Annotated in this window: 18 protein-coding genes and 1 tRNA gene; 8 read left to right on the forward strand and 11 right to left on the reverse strand. The window is 60.6% G+C overall.

What is annotated here, in order from left to right; genetic code table 11:
- Nucleotides 1-49: 49 nt before the first annotated feature.
- Both QNM96_RS15725 and mct read right to left on the reverse strand, forming a co-directional pair.
- Complete coding sequence (locus QNM96_RS15725) at nucleotides 50-370, reverse strand: DUF5785 family protein (protein WP_283837543.1); 321 nt, start codon at nucleotides 368-370, stop codon at nucleotides 50-52.
- Nucleotides 371-448: 78 nt separating this feature from the next.
- On the reverse strand, nucleotides 449-1,633 hold the full coding sequence (gene mct / locus QNM96_RS15730) for a succinyl-CoA:mesaconate CoA-transferase (protein WP_283837544.1): 1,185 nt from the start codon (nucleotides 1,631-1,633) through the stop codon (nucleotides 449-451).
- Nucleotides 1,634-1,784: 151 nt separating this feature from the next.
- Between mct and glmS the strand changes: the two genes are divergently transcribed.
- From glmS to citE, 5 genes are all read left to right on the forward strand, one after another.
- Nucleotides 1,785-2,225, forward strand: a complete 441-nt coding sequence (gene glmS / locus QNM96_RS15735; protein WP_283837546.1) for a methylaspartate mutase subunit S — start codon at nucleotides 1,785-1,787, stop codon at nucleotides 2,223-2,225.
- Between the two features lie 15 nt (nucleotides 2,226-2,240).
- Entirely contained in the window at nucleotides 2,241-3,674 is a 1,434-nt protein-coding gene (locus QNM96_RS15740) for a methylaspartate mutase subunit E (RefSeq protein WP_283837547.1), read from the forward strand.
- 1 nt (nucleotide 3,675) lies between these two features.
- On the forward strand, nucleotides 3,676-4,983 hold the full coding sequence (locus QNM96_RS15745) for a methylaspartate ammonia-lyase (RefSeq protein WP_283837548.1): 1,308 nt from the start codon (nucleotides 3,676-3,678) through the stop codon (nucleotides 4,981-4,983).
- Nucleotides 4,976-6,049 carry a 2-methylfumaryl-CoA hydratase gene (gene mch / locus QNM96_RS15750; protein ID WP_283837549.1) on the forward strand — a complete coding sequence of 358 codons (1,074 nt, stop codon included), beginning with the start codon at nucleotides 4,976-4,978 and terminating at the stop codon, nucleotides 6,047-6,049. The genes QNM96_RS15745 and mch overlap by 8 nt, the downstream gene beginning before the upstream one ends.
- Before the next feature lie 76 nt (nucleotides 6,050-6,125).
- Nucleotides 6,126-7,169 (forward strand): L-malyl-CoA/beta-methylmalyl-CoA lyase, encoded by a 1,044-nt coding sequence (gene citE / locus QNM96_RS15755; RefSeq protein ID WP_283837550.1) that lies wholly within the window; start codon nucleotides 6,126-6,128, stop codon nucleotides 7,167-7,169.
- 56 nt (nucleotides 7,170-7,225) lie between these two features.
- Here the strand turns inward: citE and QNM96_RS15760 are convergent, their stop codons facing one another.
- The 4 genes from QNM96_RS15760 to QNM96_RS15775 all read right to left on the reverse strand — a co-directional run bounded on the left by QNM96_RS15760 (nucleotide 7,226) and on the right by QNM96_RS15775 (nucleotide 9,935).
- Nucleotides 7,226-7,651: an MGMT family protein gene (locus QNM96_RS15760; RefSeq protein ID WP_283837551.1), complete on the reverse strand. Its 426-nt coding sequence runs from the start codon at nucleotides 7,649-7,651 to the stop codon at nucleotides 7,226-7,228.
- 370 nt (nucleotides 7,652-8,021) lie between these two features.
- On the reverse strand, nucleotides 8,022-8,495 hold the full coding sequence (locus QNM96_RS15765) for a DUF4397 domain-containing protein (protein ID WP_283837552.1): 474 nt from the start codon (nucleotides 8,493-8,495) through the stop codon (nucleotides 8,022-8,024).
- A gap of 570 nt (nucleotides 8,496-9,065) precedes the next feature.
- Nucleotides 9,066-9,147 (reverse strand) — tRNA-Ser (locus tag QNM96_RS15770).
- Between the two features lie 41 nt (nucleotides 9,148-9,188).
- Entirely contained in the window at nucleotides 9,189-9,935 is a 747-nt protein-coding gene (locus tag QNM96_RS15775; protein WP_283837554.1) for a hypothetical protein, read from the reverse strand.
- 127 nt (nucleotides 9,936-10,062) lie between these two features.
- On the opposite strand from QNM96_RS15775, the gene QNM96_RS15780 reads away from it, so the two are divergent.
- Nucleotides 10,063-10,290 carry a hypothetical protein gene (locus QNM96_RS15780; protein ID WP_283837555.1) on the forward strand — a complete coding sequence of 76 codons (228 nt, stop codon included), beginning with the start codon at nucleotides 10,063-10,065 and terminating at the stop codon, nucleotides 10,288-10,290.
- A 30-nt stretch (nucleotides 10,291-10,320) separates the two neighbouring features.
- Here QNM96_RS15780 and QNM96_RS15785 read toward each other — a convergent pair whose 3' ends face one another.
- From QNM96_RS15785 to QNM96_RS15800, 4 genes are all read right to left on the reverse strand, one after another.
- Nucleotides 10,321-10,977, reverse strand: a complete 657-nt coding sequence (locus tag QNM96_RS15785; RefSeq protein ID WP_283837556.1) for a uracil-DNA glycosylase — start codon at nucleotides 10,975-10,977, stop codon at nucleotides 10,321-10,323.
- Between the two features lie 89 nt (nucleotides 10,978-11,066).
- Nucleotides 11,067-11,336: a hypothetical protein gene (locus QNM96_RS15790; RefSeq protein ID WP_283837557.1), complete on the reverse strand. Its 270-nt coding sequence runs from the start codon at nucleotides 11,334-11,336 to the stop codon at nucleotides 11,067-11,069.
- Nucleotides 11,333-12,406 carry an Mrp/NBP35 family ATP-binding protein gene (locus QNM96_RS15795; protein ID WP_283837558.1) on the reverse strand — a complete coding sequence of 358 codons (1,074 nt, stop codon included), beginning with the start codon at nucleotides 12,404-12,406 and terminating at the stop codon, nucleotides 11,333-11,335. Before QNM96_RS15795 ends, QNM96_RS15790 begins: the two co-directional genes overlap by 4 nt.
- Before the next feature lie 58 nt (nucleotides 12,407-12,464).
- Nucleotides 12,465-12,788: a hypothetical protein gene (locus tag QNM96_RS15800; RefSeq protein ID WP_283837559.1), complete on the reverse strand. Its 324-nt coding sequence runs from the start codon at nucleotides 12,786-12,788 to the stop codon at nucleotides 12,465-12,467.
- 136 nt (nucleotides 12,789-12,924) lie between these two features.
- On the opposite strand from QNM96_RS15800, the gene QNM96_RS15805 reads away from it, so the two are divergent.
- Complete coding sequence (locus QNM96_RS15805; protein ID WP_283837560.1) at nucleotides 12,925-13,776, forward strand: translation initiation factor eIF-2B; 852 nt, start codon at nucleotides 12,925-12,927, stop codon at nucleotides 13,774-13,776.
- 113 nt (nucleotides 13,777-13,889) lie between these two features.
- On the opposite strand, the gene QNM96_RS15810 is transcribed toward QNM96_RS15805, so the two are convergent.
- Nucleotides 13,890-14,561, reverse strand: a complete 672-nt coding sequence (locus QNM96_RS15810; RefSeq protein WP_283837561.1) for a hypothetical protein — start codon at nucleotides 14,559-14,561, stop codon at nucleotides 13,890-13,892.
- A 398-nt stretch (nucleotides 14,562-14,959) separates the two neighbouring features.
- Between QNM96_RS15810 and QNM96_RS15815 the strand changes: the two genes are divergently transcribed.
- Nucleotides 14,960-15,475: a hypothetical protein gene (locus QNM96_RS15815; protein ID WP_283837562.1), complete on the forward strand. Its 516-nt coding sequence runs from the start codon at nucleotides 14,960-14,962 to the stop codon at nucleotides 15,473-15,475.
- Nucleotides 15,476-15,496: the final 21 nt, after the last annotated feature.

Below are 15,496 nucleotides of genomic sequence, written 5' to 3' on the forward strand. Positions count from 1 at the left end.
TATAAGTGATACGTAATCCAGATCCGTGATGCGTTCGGTGATCGACCGATCAAGCCCGCTTCTTCTCGGGGTCAGCCCCCTTCGGGTGGTACTCCCAGAAATTGCCTTCGCGCATCGCGTTACCGACTGCTTTGTGCATATCCACGATGGTCTCGAACGAATCGGCCTCGACGTACTCGAAGATGTCGCTGAGAGCGACGACGCGCTGGTAATTGATTCGGATCGGATCGTCGCCGTACTCCGCGACGAACTCGTCGGCCTCGAGCGGGAAGTCCTCGTCCTCGTCGACTTTTCTGGCGATGATCGCCATGTCGTAGTTTCGCATCCCCTTGCTCCCTTCCTCGCCGTCCGGGTCGTGTGGCCAATCCATACCGTGACGTGTGCGCGGGGGTCGCAAAAACGTTACTTCTTCTCGTGGTCACGGAACGAAACGTACCGACCTCGAGGATTAGTCGTCGTCCGCAGTCGCTTCGGTTTCGCCGCGACGTTGGGCCAAAATTTCGTCGCGGTGTTCGTTCAACAATGGGGCGCGCCCTCGCGGCTCCGGCGGCGTCTCGGTCATCTTGATGGGACTGCCCGCGATTTCGACGTCCTCGTCCGAACCGGGTTGCTCGACGGAGACGATCATGTCGCGGTCGTGGACGTGCGGATCGTCGAAGATGTCGTCGGTGTTCTGGACGGGTGCGACCGGAACCCGCCCCTCGAGCGTCTCACAGACCGATTCCGTTGACAGTTCGCTCGTCCAGGTCGCGATCTCCTCCCGGAGTTGCTCGCGGTTCTCGAGGCGGCTCGCGGGCGTTGGGTATTCCTCTGCGAGGTCTTCCCGATCCATCGCGGCGCAGACTTCCGTCCAGTGGTTCGTGCTGAACGCGGCGATCACCGCGTGCCCGTCAGCCGTTTCGAAGGCGTCGTAGGGAAACAGCGTCGGGTGGGAGTTCCCCTGGCGCGTCGGCGCGGTTCCGGTGTAGGAGTGCTGGTAGATCGCGCGCTCGGTCATGCTGATCATCGAGTCGTACATGCTGGTGTCGACGTACTGACCCTCACCGGTCTGCTCGCGGTGGTTGACCGCCGCGAGGATGCCGATGCAGTTCAGCGTGGCCGTAAAGAGGTCGCCGATTCCGGGCCCGACTTTCGTGGGCGGGGCCTCGGCCTGTCCGGTGATCTCCATGACGCCCCCGAGCGCCTGCGCGATCAAATCGAACGAGGGCTGGCCCTGTCGGTGCGTCTCGCCAGTCCGGGGATCTCCGAACCCGCGGATAGACGAGTAGATGAGGTCCGGATTGTGCTCGGAAAGCGTCTCGTAGCCGAGGTCGTACTTCTCCATCGTCCCCGCGCGGTAGTTCTCGACGACGATATCGGCTTCTTCTACGAGAGAGAGGAAGTCCTCCCGGTCTTCGTCGTCGCCGTAATCTAGTTCGATGCTTCGCTTGCCACGGTTGACGCTCTGAAAGTAGCCGCCGTAGGCTTCCTCCTCCGCGTCCTCGGCGAACGGCGGGTTCGACCGGATCAGGTCGCCGCCCGGGCGTTCTATCTTGACGACGTCGGCTCCCATATCAGCGAGCAACATCGTACAGTACGGGCCTGCGAGGACCTGCGTGAGATCCAACACGCGAAGATTTGACAGCGCTCCCATGAGGCGATGTTTCTGGTACCAATCAAAAAACCTTCGCTATTAATAATGAAGGTGAGATTGTGTCACAAAGGCACGATGAAAGGATGTTTAAAGAATATTATCATGGAAGATCATTAACTTTATACTGCACTGTCCCGAGCGTTCGAGTACGATGTCCCAAACGGTCGTCCTCGGCGTGATTGGCTCCGACGCCCACGTCGTCGGCATTACGATCCTCGAGCAGGCATTCAACGCAGCAGGATTCGATGTCATCAACCTCGGCGTACAGACCTCCCAGGAGGAGTTCGCCGAGGCCGCACTCGAGCACGACGCGGAGGCCGTACTCGTCTCCTCGCTCTACGGTCACGCCGAACAGGACTGCCAGGGCTTTCACGAGACGCTCGAGGCGACTGGCGTCGACGCCACCACCTACATCGGCGGCAACCTCGCCGTCGGGCAGGACGACTTCGAGGAGACGCGAGCGACCTTCGAGGAGCTCGGCTTCGATCGGGTCTTCGACTCCGAAACCGATACTGAGGAGGCGGTCGCCGCCCTGAGGCAGGATCTCCAACTACGGACGCCAGAAACGGAACGACCGACCATCAGTTCCTAAATGATTCATTTCTAAATGATACGAGACGAACGCATACCGTCCGAGGAGCTACAGCGTATCGACGAACAGATCCGATCCAACTGGTCGACGGGAGAGGCCGTCGACTTCGAGGATGCGATCGAGTACCACGAATCCTTGCCCGAGCGCAAGCGGTTCGCAGACGTCCTCGAATCGGCCGACAGCCCACTTCTCCAGCCGCGGGCGGGTGTCCCTCAGCTCGACGATCAGGTCGAACTGCTCGAGTACCTTCACAGCGAGGGGAAAGCGGATCTCCTCCCGACAACCATCGACTCGTACACGCGGGACAACGAGTACGGGAAGGCCCAAGAAGGTCTCGAGAAGGCCAGAGAAACGGGCGAGGACACGCTCAACGGCTTCCCCGCGGTTAACCACGGCGTCGAGGGCTGTCGGGAGCTGATCGACGCGATCGACGCGCCGATCGAGGTCCGACACGGCACGCCCGACGCCCGGCTACTCGCCGCGATCACGTTCGCGGGTGGGTTCCAGAGTTTCGAAGGCGGACCGATCTCCTACAACATCCCCTACACGAAACGCCACGGCCTCGAGGAGACGATCGAAAAGTGGCAGTTCGTCGACCGACTCGCGGGTGCCTACACCGAACGCGGCGTTCGGATCAACCGCGAGCCGTTTGGCCCGTTGACGGGAACCCTCGTTCCGCCCTCGATCGCGATCGCGATCATGCTGGTCGAAGGGAAGCTCGCGGCCACGCAGGGCGTGCGCTCGGTGACTCTCGGCTACGGGCAGGTCGGCAACATCGTCCAGGACGTCGCGGCGCTGAACGCCCTGAAGAAGCTGGGCAACGAGTACCTTCCCGACGAGGTCGTCGTCACCACCGTCTTTCACGAGTGGATGGGCGGGTTCCCGCCGGACGAGGCTCGAGCGAACGGCGTCATCAGCCTCGGCGGGATGACGGCATCGATCGCACAGCCGGACAAGGTTATTACCAAGTCCCCACAGGAGTTCCAGGGAGTCCCGACGAAGGAGGCAAACTCCGCGGGACTTCGCACGACGCGACAGGTCATCGATATGGCTATCGAACAACAGATCGATATCGACGGCATCGAGGAGGAACAGGATCTCATCGAGCGAGAGACGCGGTGTCTGATGGATACCATCTTCGACCACGGCGACGGCGACGTCGTCCAGGGAACAATCAAGGCGTTCGATTCGGGCGCGCTCGACGTGCCCTTCGCACCCAGCGACAGCGCGGCGGGTGCCGTGTTGCCCGCACGAGATGACGACGGCCGCGTGCGAATTTTCGAGTGGGCAGACCTCGAGATGGACGACGACATCAAGGAGATCCACAAGGCTCGGCTCACACAGCGGGCCGACACCGAGGGCCGCGATCAGTCGTTCCGCATGGTCGCCGACGACGTGGACGCGATCAGCGACGGCAAGCTCATCGGTCGGCCCCAGGGGGGTGTCTGAGATGGATATCGAAGCTATCCACGCCACGCCCGGCTACTCCGGGTTCTTTTTCGACGATCAGCAGGCGATCAAAGACGGTGCCGAACACGACGGGTTCACCTACGACGGCGATCCCGTCACCGACGGGTTCGACGAGATTCGACAGGCCGGCGAGTCGATCATCGTCGATCTCGAGCTCGCGGACGGCCTTGAGGTTCGGGGCGACTGTGCGGCGGTGCAGTACTCCGGTGCCGGCGGGCGTGATCCGCTCTTTCAGGCCGACGCGTACGCCGAGGTTATCGAAGGCCCCGTCAATGATATCCTCGAGGGACGGGATGCGAGAGCGTTCCTCGAGAACGCCGAACTGCTCGAGGAACTCGAGATCGGCGGCGACCAGCTACACACGGCGATCCGTTACGGCGTCTCGCAGGCGTTGCTGGCCGCGGCCGCACGGGCCGAAGGGGCTACGCGGGCGTCCACGACGACCCGAACCGACGTGCTGGCCGACGCGCTGGGTACGGAACCCGCAACTGAACCCGTCCCCGTGTTCGGCCAGTCAGGAGACGACCGGTACAACAATACAGAGAAGATGTTCATCAAGGGCGTCCCCGTTCTCCCCCACGCGCTGATAAACAGCGTCGAGAAGATCGGCGAGAACGGCGAAACGCTGTTGGAGTACGTCGAGTGGCTCGTCGAGCGGTCTCAGGAGCTGGGTCCCACGGAGTACGACCCACGTTTCCACATCGACGTCTACGGCATGATCGGCGAGGTCTTCGGCGCGCCCTACGACCGCCCCGAGGTGATCGAGTACTTCGCGGCGCTCGAGGACGCGGCGGACCCCTACCCGATCCAGATCGAGGGACCGATGGACGTCGGCGACCGCACGAGCCAGATCGAGGCCATGGTCGAACTCCGCGACGGACTCCAGGAAGCCGGCGTCGGCGTCGACATCGTCGCCGACGAGTGGTGTAACACGTTCGAGGACGTGCAGGCGTTCGTCGACGCCGGGGCCGCCGATGTCGTCCAGATCAAGACGCCAGATCTTGGCGGGATCCATCGGAGCGGCCAGGCCGTTCGCTACTGTGAGGGAACCGAGACTCGAGCGTACCTCGGCGGGACCTGCAACGAGACGGAAACCTCCGCCCGAGCCTGTGCACACGTTGCGCTCGCGACGAACGCCGCGCAGGTGCTCGCAAAGCCAGGCATGGGCTTCGACGAGGGGTACATGATCGTCGAAAACGAGATGCGACGGACGATCGCTCGACGGGAGCGAGCGGAGAGACGAACGAACTACGAGACGGGCCCAGAGGAGGTGACTGCGAATGACTGACTGGACTGACACCGAGACGTTCACGCGCGCGCTCGAACGCGCCGAGATCAGAGAGAAGGGAAACTGCTTCGAGGACTTCGCGGAGGGCGACCTCATCGAACACTACCCCGGCCTCACGCTGACGAGGTGGGGCAACGAGTCCTGGATGAGCCAGACGCTGAACCACGATCCGGCCTACTGGCGGACCGACGCGGCGGCCGCTCGAGGATTCGACGAGCCGCCGATCCACCCCGACTACCTCACCGCCGCGACGCTCGGGATCACCGTCGAGGACCTGAGCGAGAAGGGCGGGTACTTCCTCGGGCGGACCGACGTCCGGTTCCCGGGGACGCCGGTGTACGCGGGCACCGAACTCCGCGTCGAGAGCGAGGTCGTGAACACGGCCACCTCGAGTTCTCGGCCCCAGTACGGGATCGTCTCCTGGCGAACGCGCGGACTGGACGCCGAGACCGGTAACGTGCTGTGTTCGTACGAGCGGACGAACATGATTCCGCGTCGCCAGTCCGTCGAAACCGACGGCGGGGCGGAGACCGCACCGGAGGACGACGAACGCGAAGACGACAAGGATCTCCCCGCGGAGTTTCTCACCCCGGAGGGCGGCTACTTCGAGGATTTCGTCGCGGCACTCGAGGAGAGCGACGGTCGCGACGCCGCGGTCGCCTATCGCCACGAGCGCGGTCGCACCCAAGACGACGTGACCGTCGCCTCGTTGCCGCTGGCGACGCTCAACACGGCCAAGCAACACCACAACGCGGACGTGATGGGCGACTCGCCCTCGGGTGGCATCGTCACTTACGGCGACGTCACGCGCTCGACCGCGCTCGGCCACGCCCGGTCCGACGAACAAACGTGGCGCGAAGTCGGCTTCGACGACGAGACGTTCCACACGTTCGTCGCCAGCGGCGATACCGTCTACGCGTTCACGCGCGTGCTCGAGGCCACAGAGGACGCGTCGTCCGACGAAGCGGGAATCGTTCGGTTCGAACACATTGCGTTCAATCAGGACGACGAACCCGTCTACTCGGGAATTCGCACCGCAGAGATCGAGAAACGATCGAGCGACTAACGCTCCAGCGACAAGCGATCCAACGACTAACGAAACGCATCGCGTTCAACCACATTTCACAGACACAACCACGACAATGACCGACGATATCCGACTCTGTCGCACGTTCCAGACTGCACCGGCCGCCGTTCCGAAAGACGACTCGGCGAAGTACCTCGTTTCGGCCCTCGAGTCCGAGGGATTCCAGGCACCCGACTGGCTGGTCCCCGACATGGAGGACGGAACCGCCCCGGACATGAAAGCGGAGGGGCTCGAGAACACGATTGAATTGGTGCCCGAGTACGAGTTCCCGGGCGAGATCTGGCCCCGCGTCGAGTGGAGCTACGAGGACGAAGAGTACCGCAAAAAGGGGCGCGAGCAGATCAACCGGCTTGTCGCCGAAATCGGCGACGAAATCAACGGCGTCGTGGTTCCGAAGGTCGGCCGCATAGCGGACGTCCGACGAGCCGCGAAGGTCGTCGCGGAAGCCGAAGCCGAACACGGCTACGCCGACGGCTCGATCGGCCTCTCGATCATCGTCGAGACCGGCCGCGCGCGATCGGATCTGCGCGAAATCTCGAAGTTCGGTGCCGAATCACGGCTCACCGCGCTGGTCTTCGGCCCCGTCGACTACGCGGCCGAGCTCGGCGGCCGCGACCTCGGCGACGGCATGCCCCGCTGGGACGGGCTCCTCGAGGCGCTCTCGAACGAAGCCAGCGCCGGCGACCTGCTCTCGATCGGCGGTCCCTTCGACGACCTGTTCAAAGAGCGTGCAGGCTTGACCTACTACAACGCCGACGAGTATGCGGACCAGGTCGAACACGAAGCCTCGCTCGGCCTCGACGGCTCCTGGTCGCTCTATCCGAAACAGACCATTCAGGCCAACACGGTCCACATGCCGACGCCCGAGGAACTCGAGCGCGACGTGCACAATATCGAGCGGTTCAACGAAGCCAAACGCGAGGGCACCGGCGCGGTCACCATCGACGGCCAGATGGTCGACGAAGCGACGTTCAAGAACTTCCGCAACACCGTCCAGCAGGTGCGCGCGATCGATAGCACCCGGCCCGCCCAGACCGGTGACTACTACGAGGCGGAGCTACTCGAGCGGGCACGCGAACTCGAACTCTCGTATCGGTAGATCGCTATCTCGTGGCGATAGGAATCGGTATTCGCCGCCAACTGTACTGCTATTTTCTACGTGTCCGTTGGTAACCGGGTCTGTACCGTATTCTGCTGAGGAGCCTCGAGCTCGAGCAATCGCCGTTTCGTTTCCACGCCGTCTGCCGCCGAGTAGCCGTTGAGCGAGCCGTCGCTTCCGACGACTCGGTGGCAGGGCACGATCACCGGCACGGGATTCCGTCCGCACGCCTGCCCAACGGCGATAGGACTCGTCTCGAGGTCCACCGCAAGGTCGCCGTACGAGCGCGTTTCGCCGGAGGGTATCTCGCTCATCGCGTCCATCACGTCGCCCAGGAGTCCGTCTGGTGTGGTGATCTCGAGGTCGAACGCCTGTCGGTCGCCGCGTTCGTACTCGCGAACTTGGGTTCGGATTTCGACGGGCGATTCCTCGACGAGCGATTCGTCGATTTCGACTGTGGATTGGAGGATGGAGACGTTCATGGCTGAATACGTTCGCTGTCGATGTGTGGTTCTTGGGTGGGAGACGGATATAGTTCCGCCGGACACTGAGAGTGATCGATTCTCAATTCGCTCGATGAACGGTACATACAGGACGAGCAGTGTGCACCCATCGCGAGCGAACGGAGTAAGCGAGCGGGCTAAGAGGTCCCTCGCTGTCGTCGGGCGATATGTCGCCCGATTGTAAGCCATTCCAAAGGAATCACCCAATCCGAGAGAACGCGCCGCGCTCTTTCGAGGATTTTGCCGAGTGCGGTCACAAAGCGACCGTACGTAGAGCAAAAGGTTGGTTCGTGGAGCGTAAGTTTGGTTCCTGAATGGATGATGATCCACCGTGGGATGTCGAAGCAGTCTATGTGTCTTCGGTGGGCCCTCGATCGACCTCGATCAGAACCTCGAAGGCCCGGTCTTGGAGGTTCTCGGGTGGTTCCAGGAGACCGATGGCGTACGCGGAGTAGATAGTTCCCTGCTCGATGGTCACCTCTTGGTCGAAAACGACCGTCTCTGGATCGCCCGCGGCCGTGATCTCGACGGGATAGGTCCCAGCATCGACTGCGAGGTAACCTGATACTGTCCGGTAGGGAACATCTTCTAACACTGCGTCGCCCGCGAGGTAGACGTCGACGTTCGGCGCGTCCGGCGAGAAATGTGCGACGCGTATCCCCGTCTCGGGAAGACCGGCAGGTTCGTCCGCTGGGTCCTCTTCGTCCTCCGTTTCTCCGAAGCCGTCATTTTGTTCGCCGGCTGCGATGGCGGTTCCCGAGATCGCCGCTAGTCCACTGGCGGCACCGATACCTTTGATAGCCGATCGTCTTGTTGGCGTCATTGCATTAGTTTCCAAGATTTAATCCCCAATATATCCGCAGATTCGTATGGCAGATATGCACGTATTTAGTACATGATCTCGTGAGTTTAGCGGCGTAACAGATTGGGTAACATCTCATTACCTGGAACCGAGGAACGATCCAATAAACCTATTCAGTTAATTCCCACGGGTGACTAACGAGATACCATTTTCCGCCCAGTGATCGTCTGTGGAGAGGAAAAACTGGTACCGAAATAACGACTACGATTGACAAACGTAGGCGATTGAACCGCCTAATGTCCAACCCTCGACCGCAATCATCGCTATCAAATAGCTCGGTTATGATTTTGCTACACCCGCACCGTTTGCGTTTTTGATTTCGCATACCTTTGACGGGTACTCGCGTTCCGTTGGGCAATTTGATACCGCTTCACGATCGGTTCGGTCGTTCGGGACAACTAGCTGATCCAGAGTATCTCGTCGGTCGTATCACTCGCGTCCGGGCTGCGACTTCTCTCATTCAAATCCCAACATGACGATTTCTCACTCGAGGACTCCTCGCTACGCTCGTCGTCTTGTCTCGTGAGAAAACGGTGGGGTTGGGATTTGAACCCAAGAGGCTGACGCCACCTGCTTTCAAGGCAGGCGCAATAGGCCGCTCTGCCACCCCACCTCATCCCTCTTTTCCGCATCCGATTAAAAAGCGTTGTCGGTCTATCGGCGCTCGAGTCGTTCGTCCGCCCCGACCTCGAGTCCAAGTTCGCCCACGACGTCCGCGGTATCGAGCGCATTAACTCTGTTCGCAGCAGTTTGGGCCTCGAGCATCGCGACCGTCGCACAGAGCCCTTGCTCGGTATCGACGGTCGGAAACATCGGCGCGAAGCCGCTCTGGAGCCCGGCGTCGGAGGCTCGAGTCGCGAGCGTCGAAAGTTCCGGAACTGCGTAGGCGTCTTCGAAGTCGATCGATTCCGAGAACGCCGAGAGGTACGTCCGCCCGCTCGAAGAGGGGCCGAGGACGACATCGTGGCGTCGAATCGACATTGCCGCGCCGTCGATTTCGGTTCGCCCGACGAGCGGGACCGTCGGCTCGAGGACGCCGACACTCGCGGTCTCCTCGCGCTCGAGCAGGTGGGTGACCGTGTTACCGACTCGAGCCGACCGCGTGGAGCCGACCTGCCGTTCGAACCGCACGTCGCTCAGCGTCTCCTCTGTGAGCGCGTCCTCGGCAATGGCGCGAACCTCGGCTTCGGGATCGCCGCCGTCGAATCCCGCCGGAAGCGTTTCCTCGTCCCGATAGTTCACGAGCAATTCGCCGCCGCTGGCCGCGATGGCGCGGAGCACGTCCGCGGTCGTCGCTTCGTAGAGCCGTCTCGCCTCCCGTTCCGAGAGGGGCGTTTGTTCGGCGAGCGACGCTAGTACCAGCCCGTCTCGAGGAGGAGCCACCGGAACGACGACGATCATAGTCGCCCGTCGGCTCCGACGAGCCTTGAAGGCAGTGCTTCGAGGGCTCTCGAGATCCCTTGATCAGAACCGATCCGGTAGCCGAACGGTCGGATGAACTATAATCGACGATCCCGTTGCTTGTCATATGAACTATCGGACATCGACCGCGGTACTTGGGATGCTCGTGATCGCGTCGCTCGTCATCGTTGCCGTCGGCAGCTTCGTCGATAGCTTCGCGCTCGAGGCGACCGGAGCGACCGAACATCTGCTCGCCCCGGTACTCGGAACGCTCGCCGTCGCCGCACTCGTCGTTCTCGGGCTCGCGGCACTCGGCTCACGCTCGAGGCGGTGGCTGGCCAATCCATACTGGTAGGACCGAGATTCTCGAAAAACCCCGTTATCGTTAGCGACCCTGCCGCCCCTTTGTCTGTCGATAATCAGTCGCCAACAGTTCGGCGAACGCTTCGACCCACGCCTGGGTCTGCTCGTCAGTTTGTTCGCTCGGGGCGATCATCGGCACGAGTTCGAACCCGCGCCCGCGGATCCGCTCGCCGTGTGACTCCTTGAGGTCGAGTTCTTCGGCGGGCGTGCGCGTGTACTCGGCCGCAATTTCGGCCAGTGCCCGTTTGCCAACCGGGACAATGATCTCGGGGTTGATCATCCGAATTTCGGCCTCGAGGTACGGCTCGCAGTTCGTAATCTCCTGGTCGGCCGGCGGTCGCTCGGGATCCCGACACCGCGTGAGGTTCGTCAAGTAGACGTTGATCAGCGACGGCTCCGATGGCGGGGAGGTTGCGTCACAGAGCCCCAACCGCTCGAGGATTCGTCGGACGCCACCACTCACTGATTCAGTTTCCCCCTTATTAGCTTCGAGACCGACGAACGGCACGCCTGCCTCGTCCGATTCGGCGCTCGGTCGCTCGCCGACGAACAAAAAGTCCGCGCCGACATCGCCGTAGCCGTGGACGACCTGCGTCCGCGTCTCACAGAGTGCCGGACAGTTTTGACACTCCTCGTCCATACCGTAGGGGTTCGCTCGAGACTGTTGGTTCGCGTCCACAGCGTGTGTCTCGCGCCGCGGGGACAAAAGCGCCGCGTCTGTGCTCGATGGGACACTCGGCGTTCCGACCCGGGCCGCGGACCCGAGTGCTATCGGCCGAGTCCGCCGCGTTCGGTGACCTCGAGAATGAACTTCACGTTCCGGACGATCTCCTCGGGACTCGTCTCCTCGTCGGCGTCGTAGAGATCGCTGGTCCGATACAGGATGTTTGCGAGTTGTTTGCTCTCGCTGGTCTCGCCTCGAATTTCGTCGGCGATGGTCCGCAACTGTTCGACTCGTTCGGGATCGGGATCGAACGCGGTCTCCGTATCGAAGTCGTCCGCTCTTCCATCCGAGTCCCCGTCACCGTCGGCCGTCATTCCTCTTCGGGTGGTCGCGTCGCGGCGGAGCCGGTTATCGAGCGCCGGTGGACGATTCCGGTGTTGTTCGAGACGTTCTCAGTGATTTCGCGGAAGGCGTCGCCGGTCTCGTTGTCCTCGTCGAGGACGACCGGCGCGCCCTCGTCCCCGCCTTCGCGGACGGAGGGATCGAGCGGCACCGAACCCAGGAACGGCATGTCGTGGGCCGCCGCGAACTCCGAGCCGCCGTCCGAACCGAAGATGTCGTGTTCGCCGCCACAGTCCGGACACGCGAACGTCGCCATGTTCTCCGCGATGCCGAGGACGACGGTGTCGTGTTTGGCGAACATCTCGAGGCCCTTGCGAGCGTCGTCGAGCGCGACGCCCTGTGGCGTCGTGACGATGACGGCACCAGTTACGGGCATCGTCTGAAGCATCGTCAGCTGAGTGTCACCGGTTCCCGGCGGCAGGTCGATGACGAGGTAGTCGAGGTGGCCCCACTCGACGTCCTCGGTCAGTTGGGTGATGACCTTGTGGACCATTGGGCCGCGCCAGATGACCGGGTCGTCCTCGCCGGTGAGAAATGCCATGCTCATCAGTTTCACGCCGAACTTTTCGGGCGGGACGAGCGTCTCGTCTTCCGTCGCCATCGGCGGCTCGTCGGCGTCGACCATCCGGGGAACGTTCGGCCCGTAGACGTCGGCGTCGAAGAGGCCGACTCGAGCGCCCTGCTGGGAGAGGCCGGCGGCGAGATTGACGGCCATCGTCGACTTCCCGACGCCACCCTTGCCCGAGGCGACGGCGATCACGTTCTTGACGTTCGGGAGCACCTGATCCTCGCTCGCGAGGTCGTCTCGATCCGGAATACTCGCGGAGAGATCGACTTCGAGCCCTTCCTCCTCAAGCACGGACCGAACCGCTCCGGCGAGTTCCGTCTCCGAGGGAGAGTACGGTGCACCGAGAGCGAGATCGATAGTCACCTCGCCGTCGTCGACGGTGAGGTCGTTGATGAGCCCGAGCGAGACGATATCGTCCCCGAGATCGGGATCCTCGACCGATTGTAGGCGATCGCGAACGGCGGCTTCATCCATACCGGTAGTCTGCTCTGCCGTCGAAAAAGCGTTGTGTTACCGGCCGAGGAGAACCGTCTCAGGCATTGAAATCGAATCGTGGGCCGCCGTAGGACGGTGGATCCGGCTCGAGTTCGACGCCTCGTTCGTATCTGACGAAGTTAAGATAAAACGGCCGACCGCAGCCCTCGATGGTGTCTCCTTCGAGATCGGTTACCCGTCCGTCCTCGCCGCAGAGAAAGGCGATTCCGTCGGCGGACTCGAGTTCGTCCTCATCCGATGTGGTGTACTTCCAGCCGGGCCGGGGTTGTTTCGTCACTGACCTGTCGGCCATCTCCGGTCGTCGCTCGACGCTAACGACGGCATCACAGTGCGGACAGGTGTATCGAACAGTGACAGTCATCGAGCAGTCTATGGCTTTGATGAACGTAAGCCTGCGGTTGGTGAGCACATTGGCGAGCGTGCCTAGGTCCGAAGCGACCGCGCCCGTGCATCGAGTTCCCGGAACACCTTTTGCGCTAACGGCTGTGGTCACGGATATGATCGACGAGACGGCCGAGGAAATCAGGGAGATGCAGACGCACAGCTCCTCGGTGGTAGCCGTAAACGCGACGCGCGCGCTCAGAGACCTGCTCGATCGCGAATACGCGACCGTCGAGGAGTATCTGCGCGCCCTCGAACAGAACGGAAAGGTACTCAGACGGGCGAACCCGTCCCACGCGTCGTTGCAAAACGCGATTCGGACGGTGAACCGAGAAGTGACCGACGAGAACCCCGAGACCGTCGACCAAGCGAAGACGGCGACGGAGACGCACATCCAGGCGGTCATCTCTCGAATCGAATCGGCAAAGCGCCGAGCCGCGGAAAACGCCGTCGACGTGCTCCATAACGGAGACACACTGTTGACTCACGATTACTCCTCGACGGTTCTCGAGGCGCTCGAGATGGCCTCGGCCGACGGCAAGCAAATCGATGTATACGTGACGGAGGCCCGCCCGCGATATATCGGCCGAAAGACCGTCAGAAAACTTGCAACGCTCGAGAACGTCGAGCCGACGTTGATCACCGATAGTGCGAACGGCCTCTATCTCGAAGAGTGCGATCGCGTCGTCGTCGGAATGGACTGTATCGTCGACGAAACGCTTTACAACCGAGTCGGGACGTTCCCGATCGCTGCCGCCGCCGACCAGCTTGACGTTCCCGTAACTGTGCTGGGCTCGGCCGCGAAACTCATCACTGACGGGTTCGTTTTCGAAAACGAGTTTCGGTCAGGGAGTGAGGTGTTACTCGAACCCGCGGAGGGCTTTGCCGTCGAAAACCCGGCGTACGATGCGACGCCGGTCTCGCTACTCGAGAGCGTCATCACCGACGACGGTCGAAAGACGTTTTGAATCGGCGAGGCACTTCCTAACGCCGGTAACTTCTCCTTCCGTCGTCCCCGTTTGAAAGGAATCAGTGCGAGTTCCGTGAGGTGGCTAATTGACGATCTTCAGACACAGAGTGATTACCGTTTTTCAGAATCGTCCAGCGCCTGTGAGTTACTGGCGTCGGTCGAGAATTTCGACTCAGACCGACCAGCAGTTGTTGTCCAAAAAACCGTTCCCGTAACAACAAACGCTCCGATTATTGCGATCAGAAACGGTGCAATGTTCGTGGTACTAATTGCAGCATAACCGCCGACAACGGATGCGAAAAGAATATTCACGACGGTAGGGATGAGGAGTAATATCGTATTATGTTGCTCCGCTTGTGTGTCGTTCTTTTCTGATGACTCCGTGATGGATTGTGATCCGCTTCGAATCTCGAGGTACGGCCGAAACAGTTCGAGCTGGTCCGTCGGGCGGATGATTCCGCGGGTTTTGTTATAGTCAATGATGCCCTCTTCGTCGAGCGTTGGAAGATGAGATTGATACAACGGAATGTACACCCGTTGACGCTGGGTCGAATCGAGTTTCGCTACGGTCGTCTCGTGTTCTAACGCAGCAACGTGCTCAGCGACATCACGCATTTTGACGGGGCCGGTGGTGTCTAAGAGATATCTAATCGTCTCTCTCCGGCGGCTAGTCTGAAGAATGTGGAAGACGGTATCGCTCGAGAGCGCGTTCGACTGTTTGGTTTGCAAGTCATCGGATGGGTCGTCCGGAGCGTGGGATGGATCGCCAGTTGTAATTGACATGCCCTCTACGCAATTGAATAAATGGGCTTAATATAGTCTTTTTCCTCTAGTTTTCCGTGAAAACATGCTATTTTAATTTCCAAATAAAGTATGACTGTCGGGTAATATTGAAAAAATAAATATATGATATATTCGATCCTACCGCGATATTCAAGCGAGTAAACCGTTTATGCCATCATATACTGTTGGAGTACTCGAAAGGGGGTTCGCGGTGAGAATATTCTTCCCCACCCCCGCTAACATGTTATTTTGTGCGATCGATTAGGTCGTGACCTATTTAATAACGTATATTTTAGTCCGTTGGCTCGAGAATTATTGCTATTACTGTGCTTTCTCTGCGTAACTTGTTGTACTATTCATAACCATTTCTGTGATAGAATTGCGTGGGTATTACCCAAATGAAACGCCAAGACGACACAACTCGTAATAGCCGTCGTAGTGTTCTCCGAACCGCTGCAGTAATCACCACAGGAGCGGTCGGATTCACGGGAGTAGCGTCTGCAGGCGAACAGAAGGAATCCGACAAGAGAGACGATAGGAAACGCGACGGGAAACAAAAACGAGACCACAAGAGAGACGGGAAAAAACGAGACGATAAGAAAAAAGGCGGGAAGAAACGGGACGGCAAAAAGCACGGTGGCAAAAAACGGGACGGCAAGAAGAAAGGTCGCAAAAAGCACGGTCGGAGGAAGAAAGGCGGGAAGAAACGGGACGGCAAGAAGAAAGGTCGCAAAAAGCACGGTCGGAGGAAGAAAGGCGGGAAGAAACGGGACGGCAAGAAGAAAGGTCGTAAAAAGCACGGTCGGAAGAAACGTGACCGCAATCCCAACAACCAGCATCCCAACCCGGTCAACGACCCCGAGGGATTCGCGGAATCTGTTCGACAGACGGTCATGCAAGACTTCGAACAGTAGTCTCACCCTCATCACCCACAG

The organism is Halostagnicola sp. A-GB9-2, assembly GCF_030068615.1.
Taxonomy (GTDB): Archaea; Halobacteriota; Halobacteria; order Halobacteriales; family Natrialbaceae; genus Halostagnicola.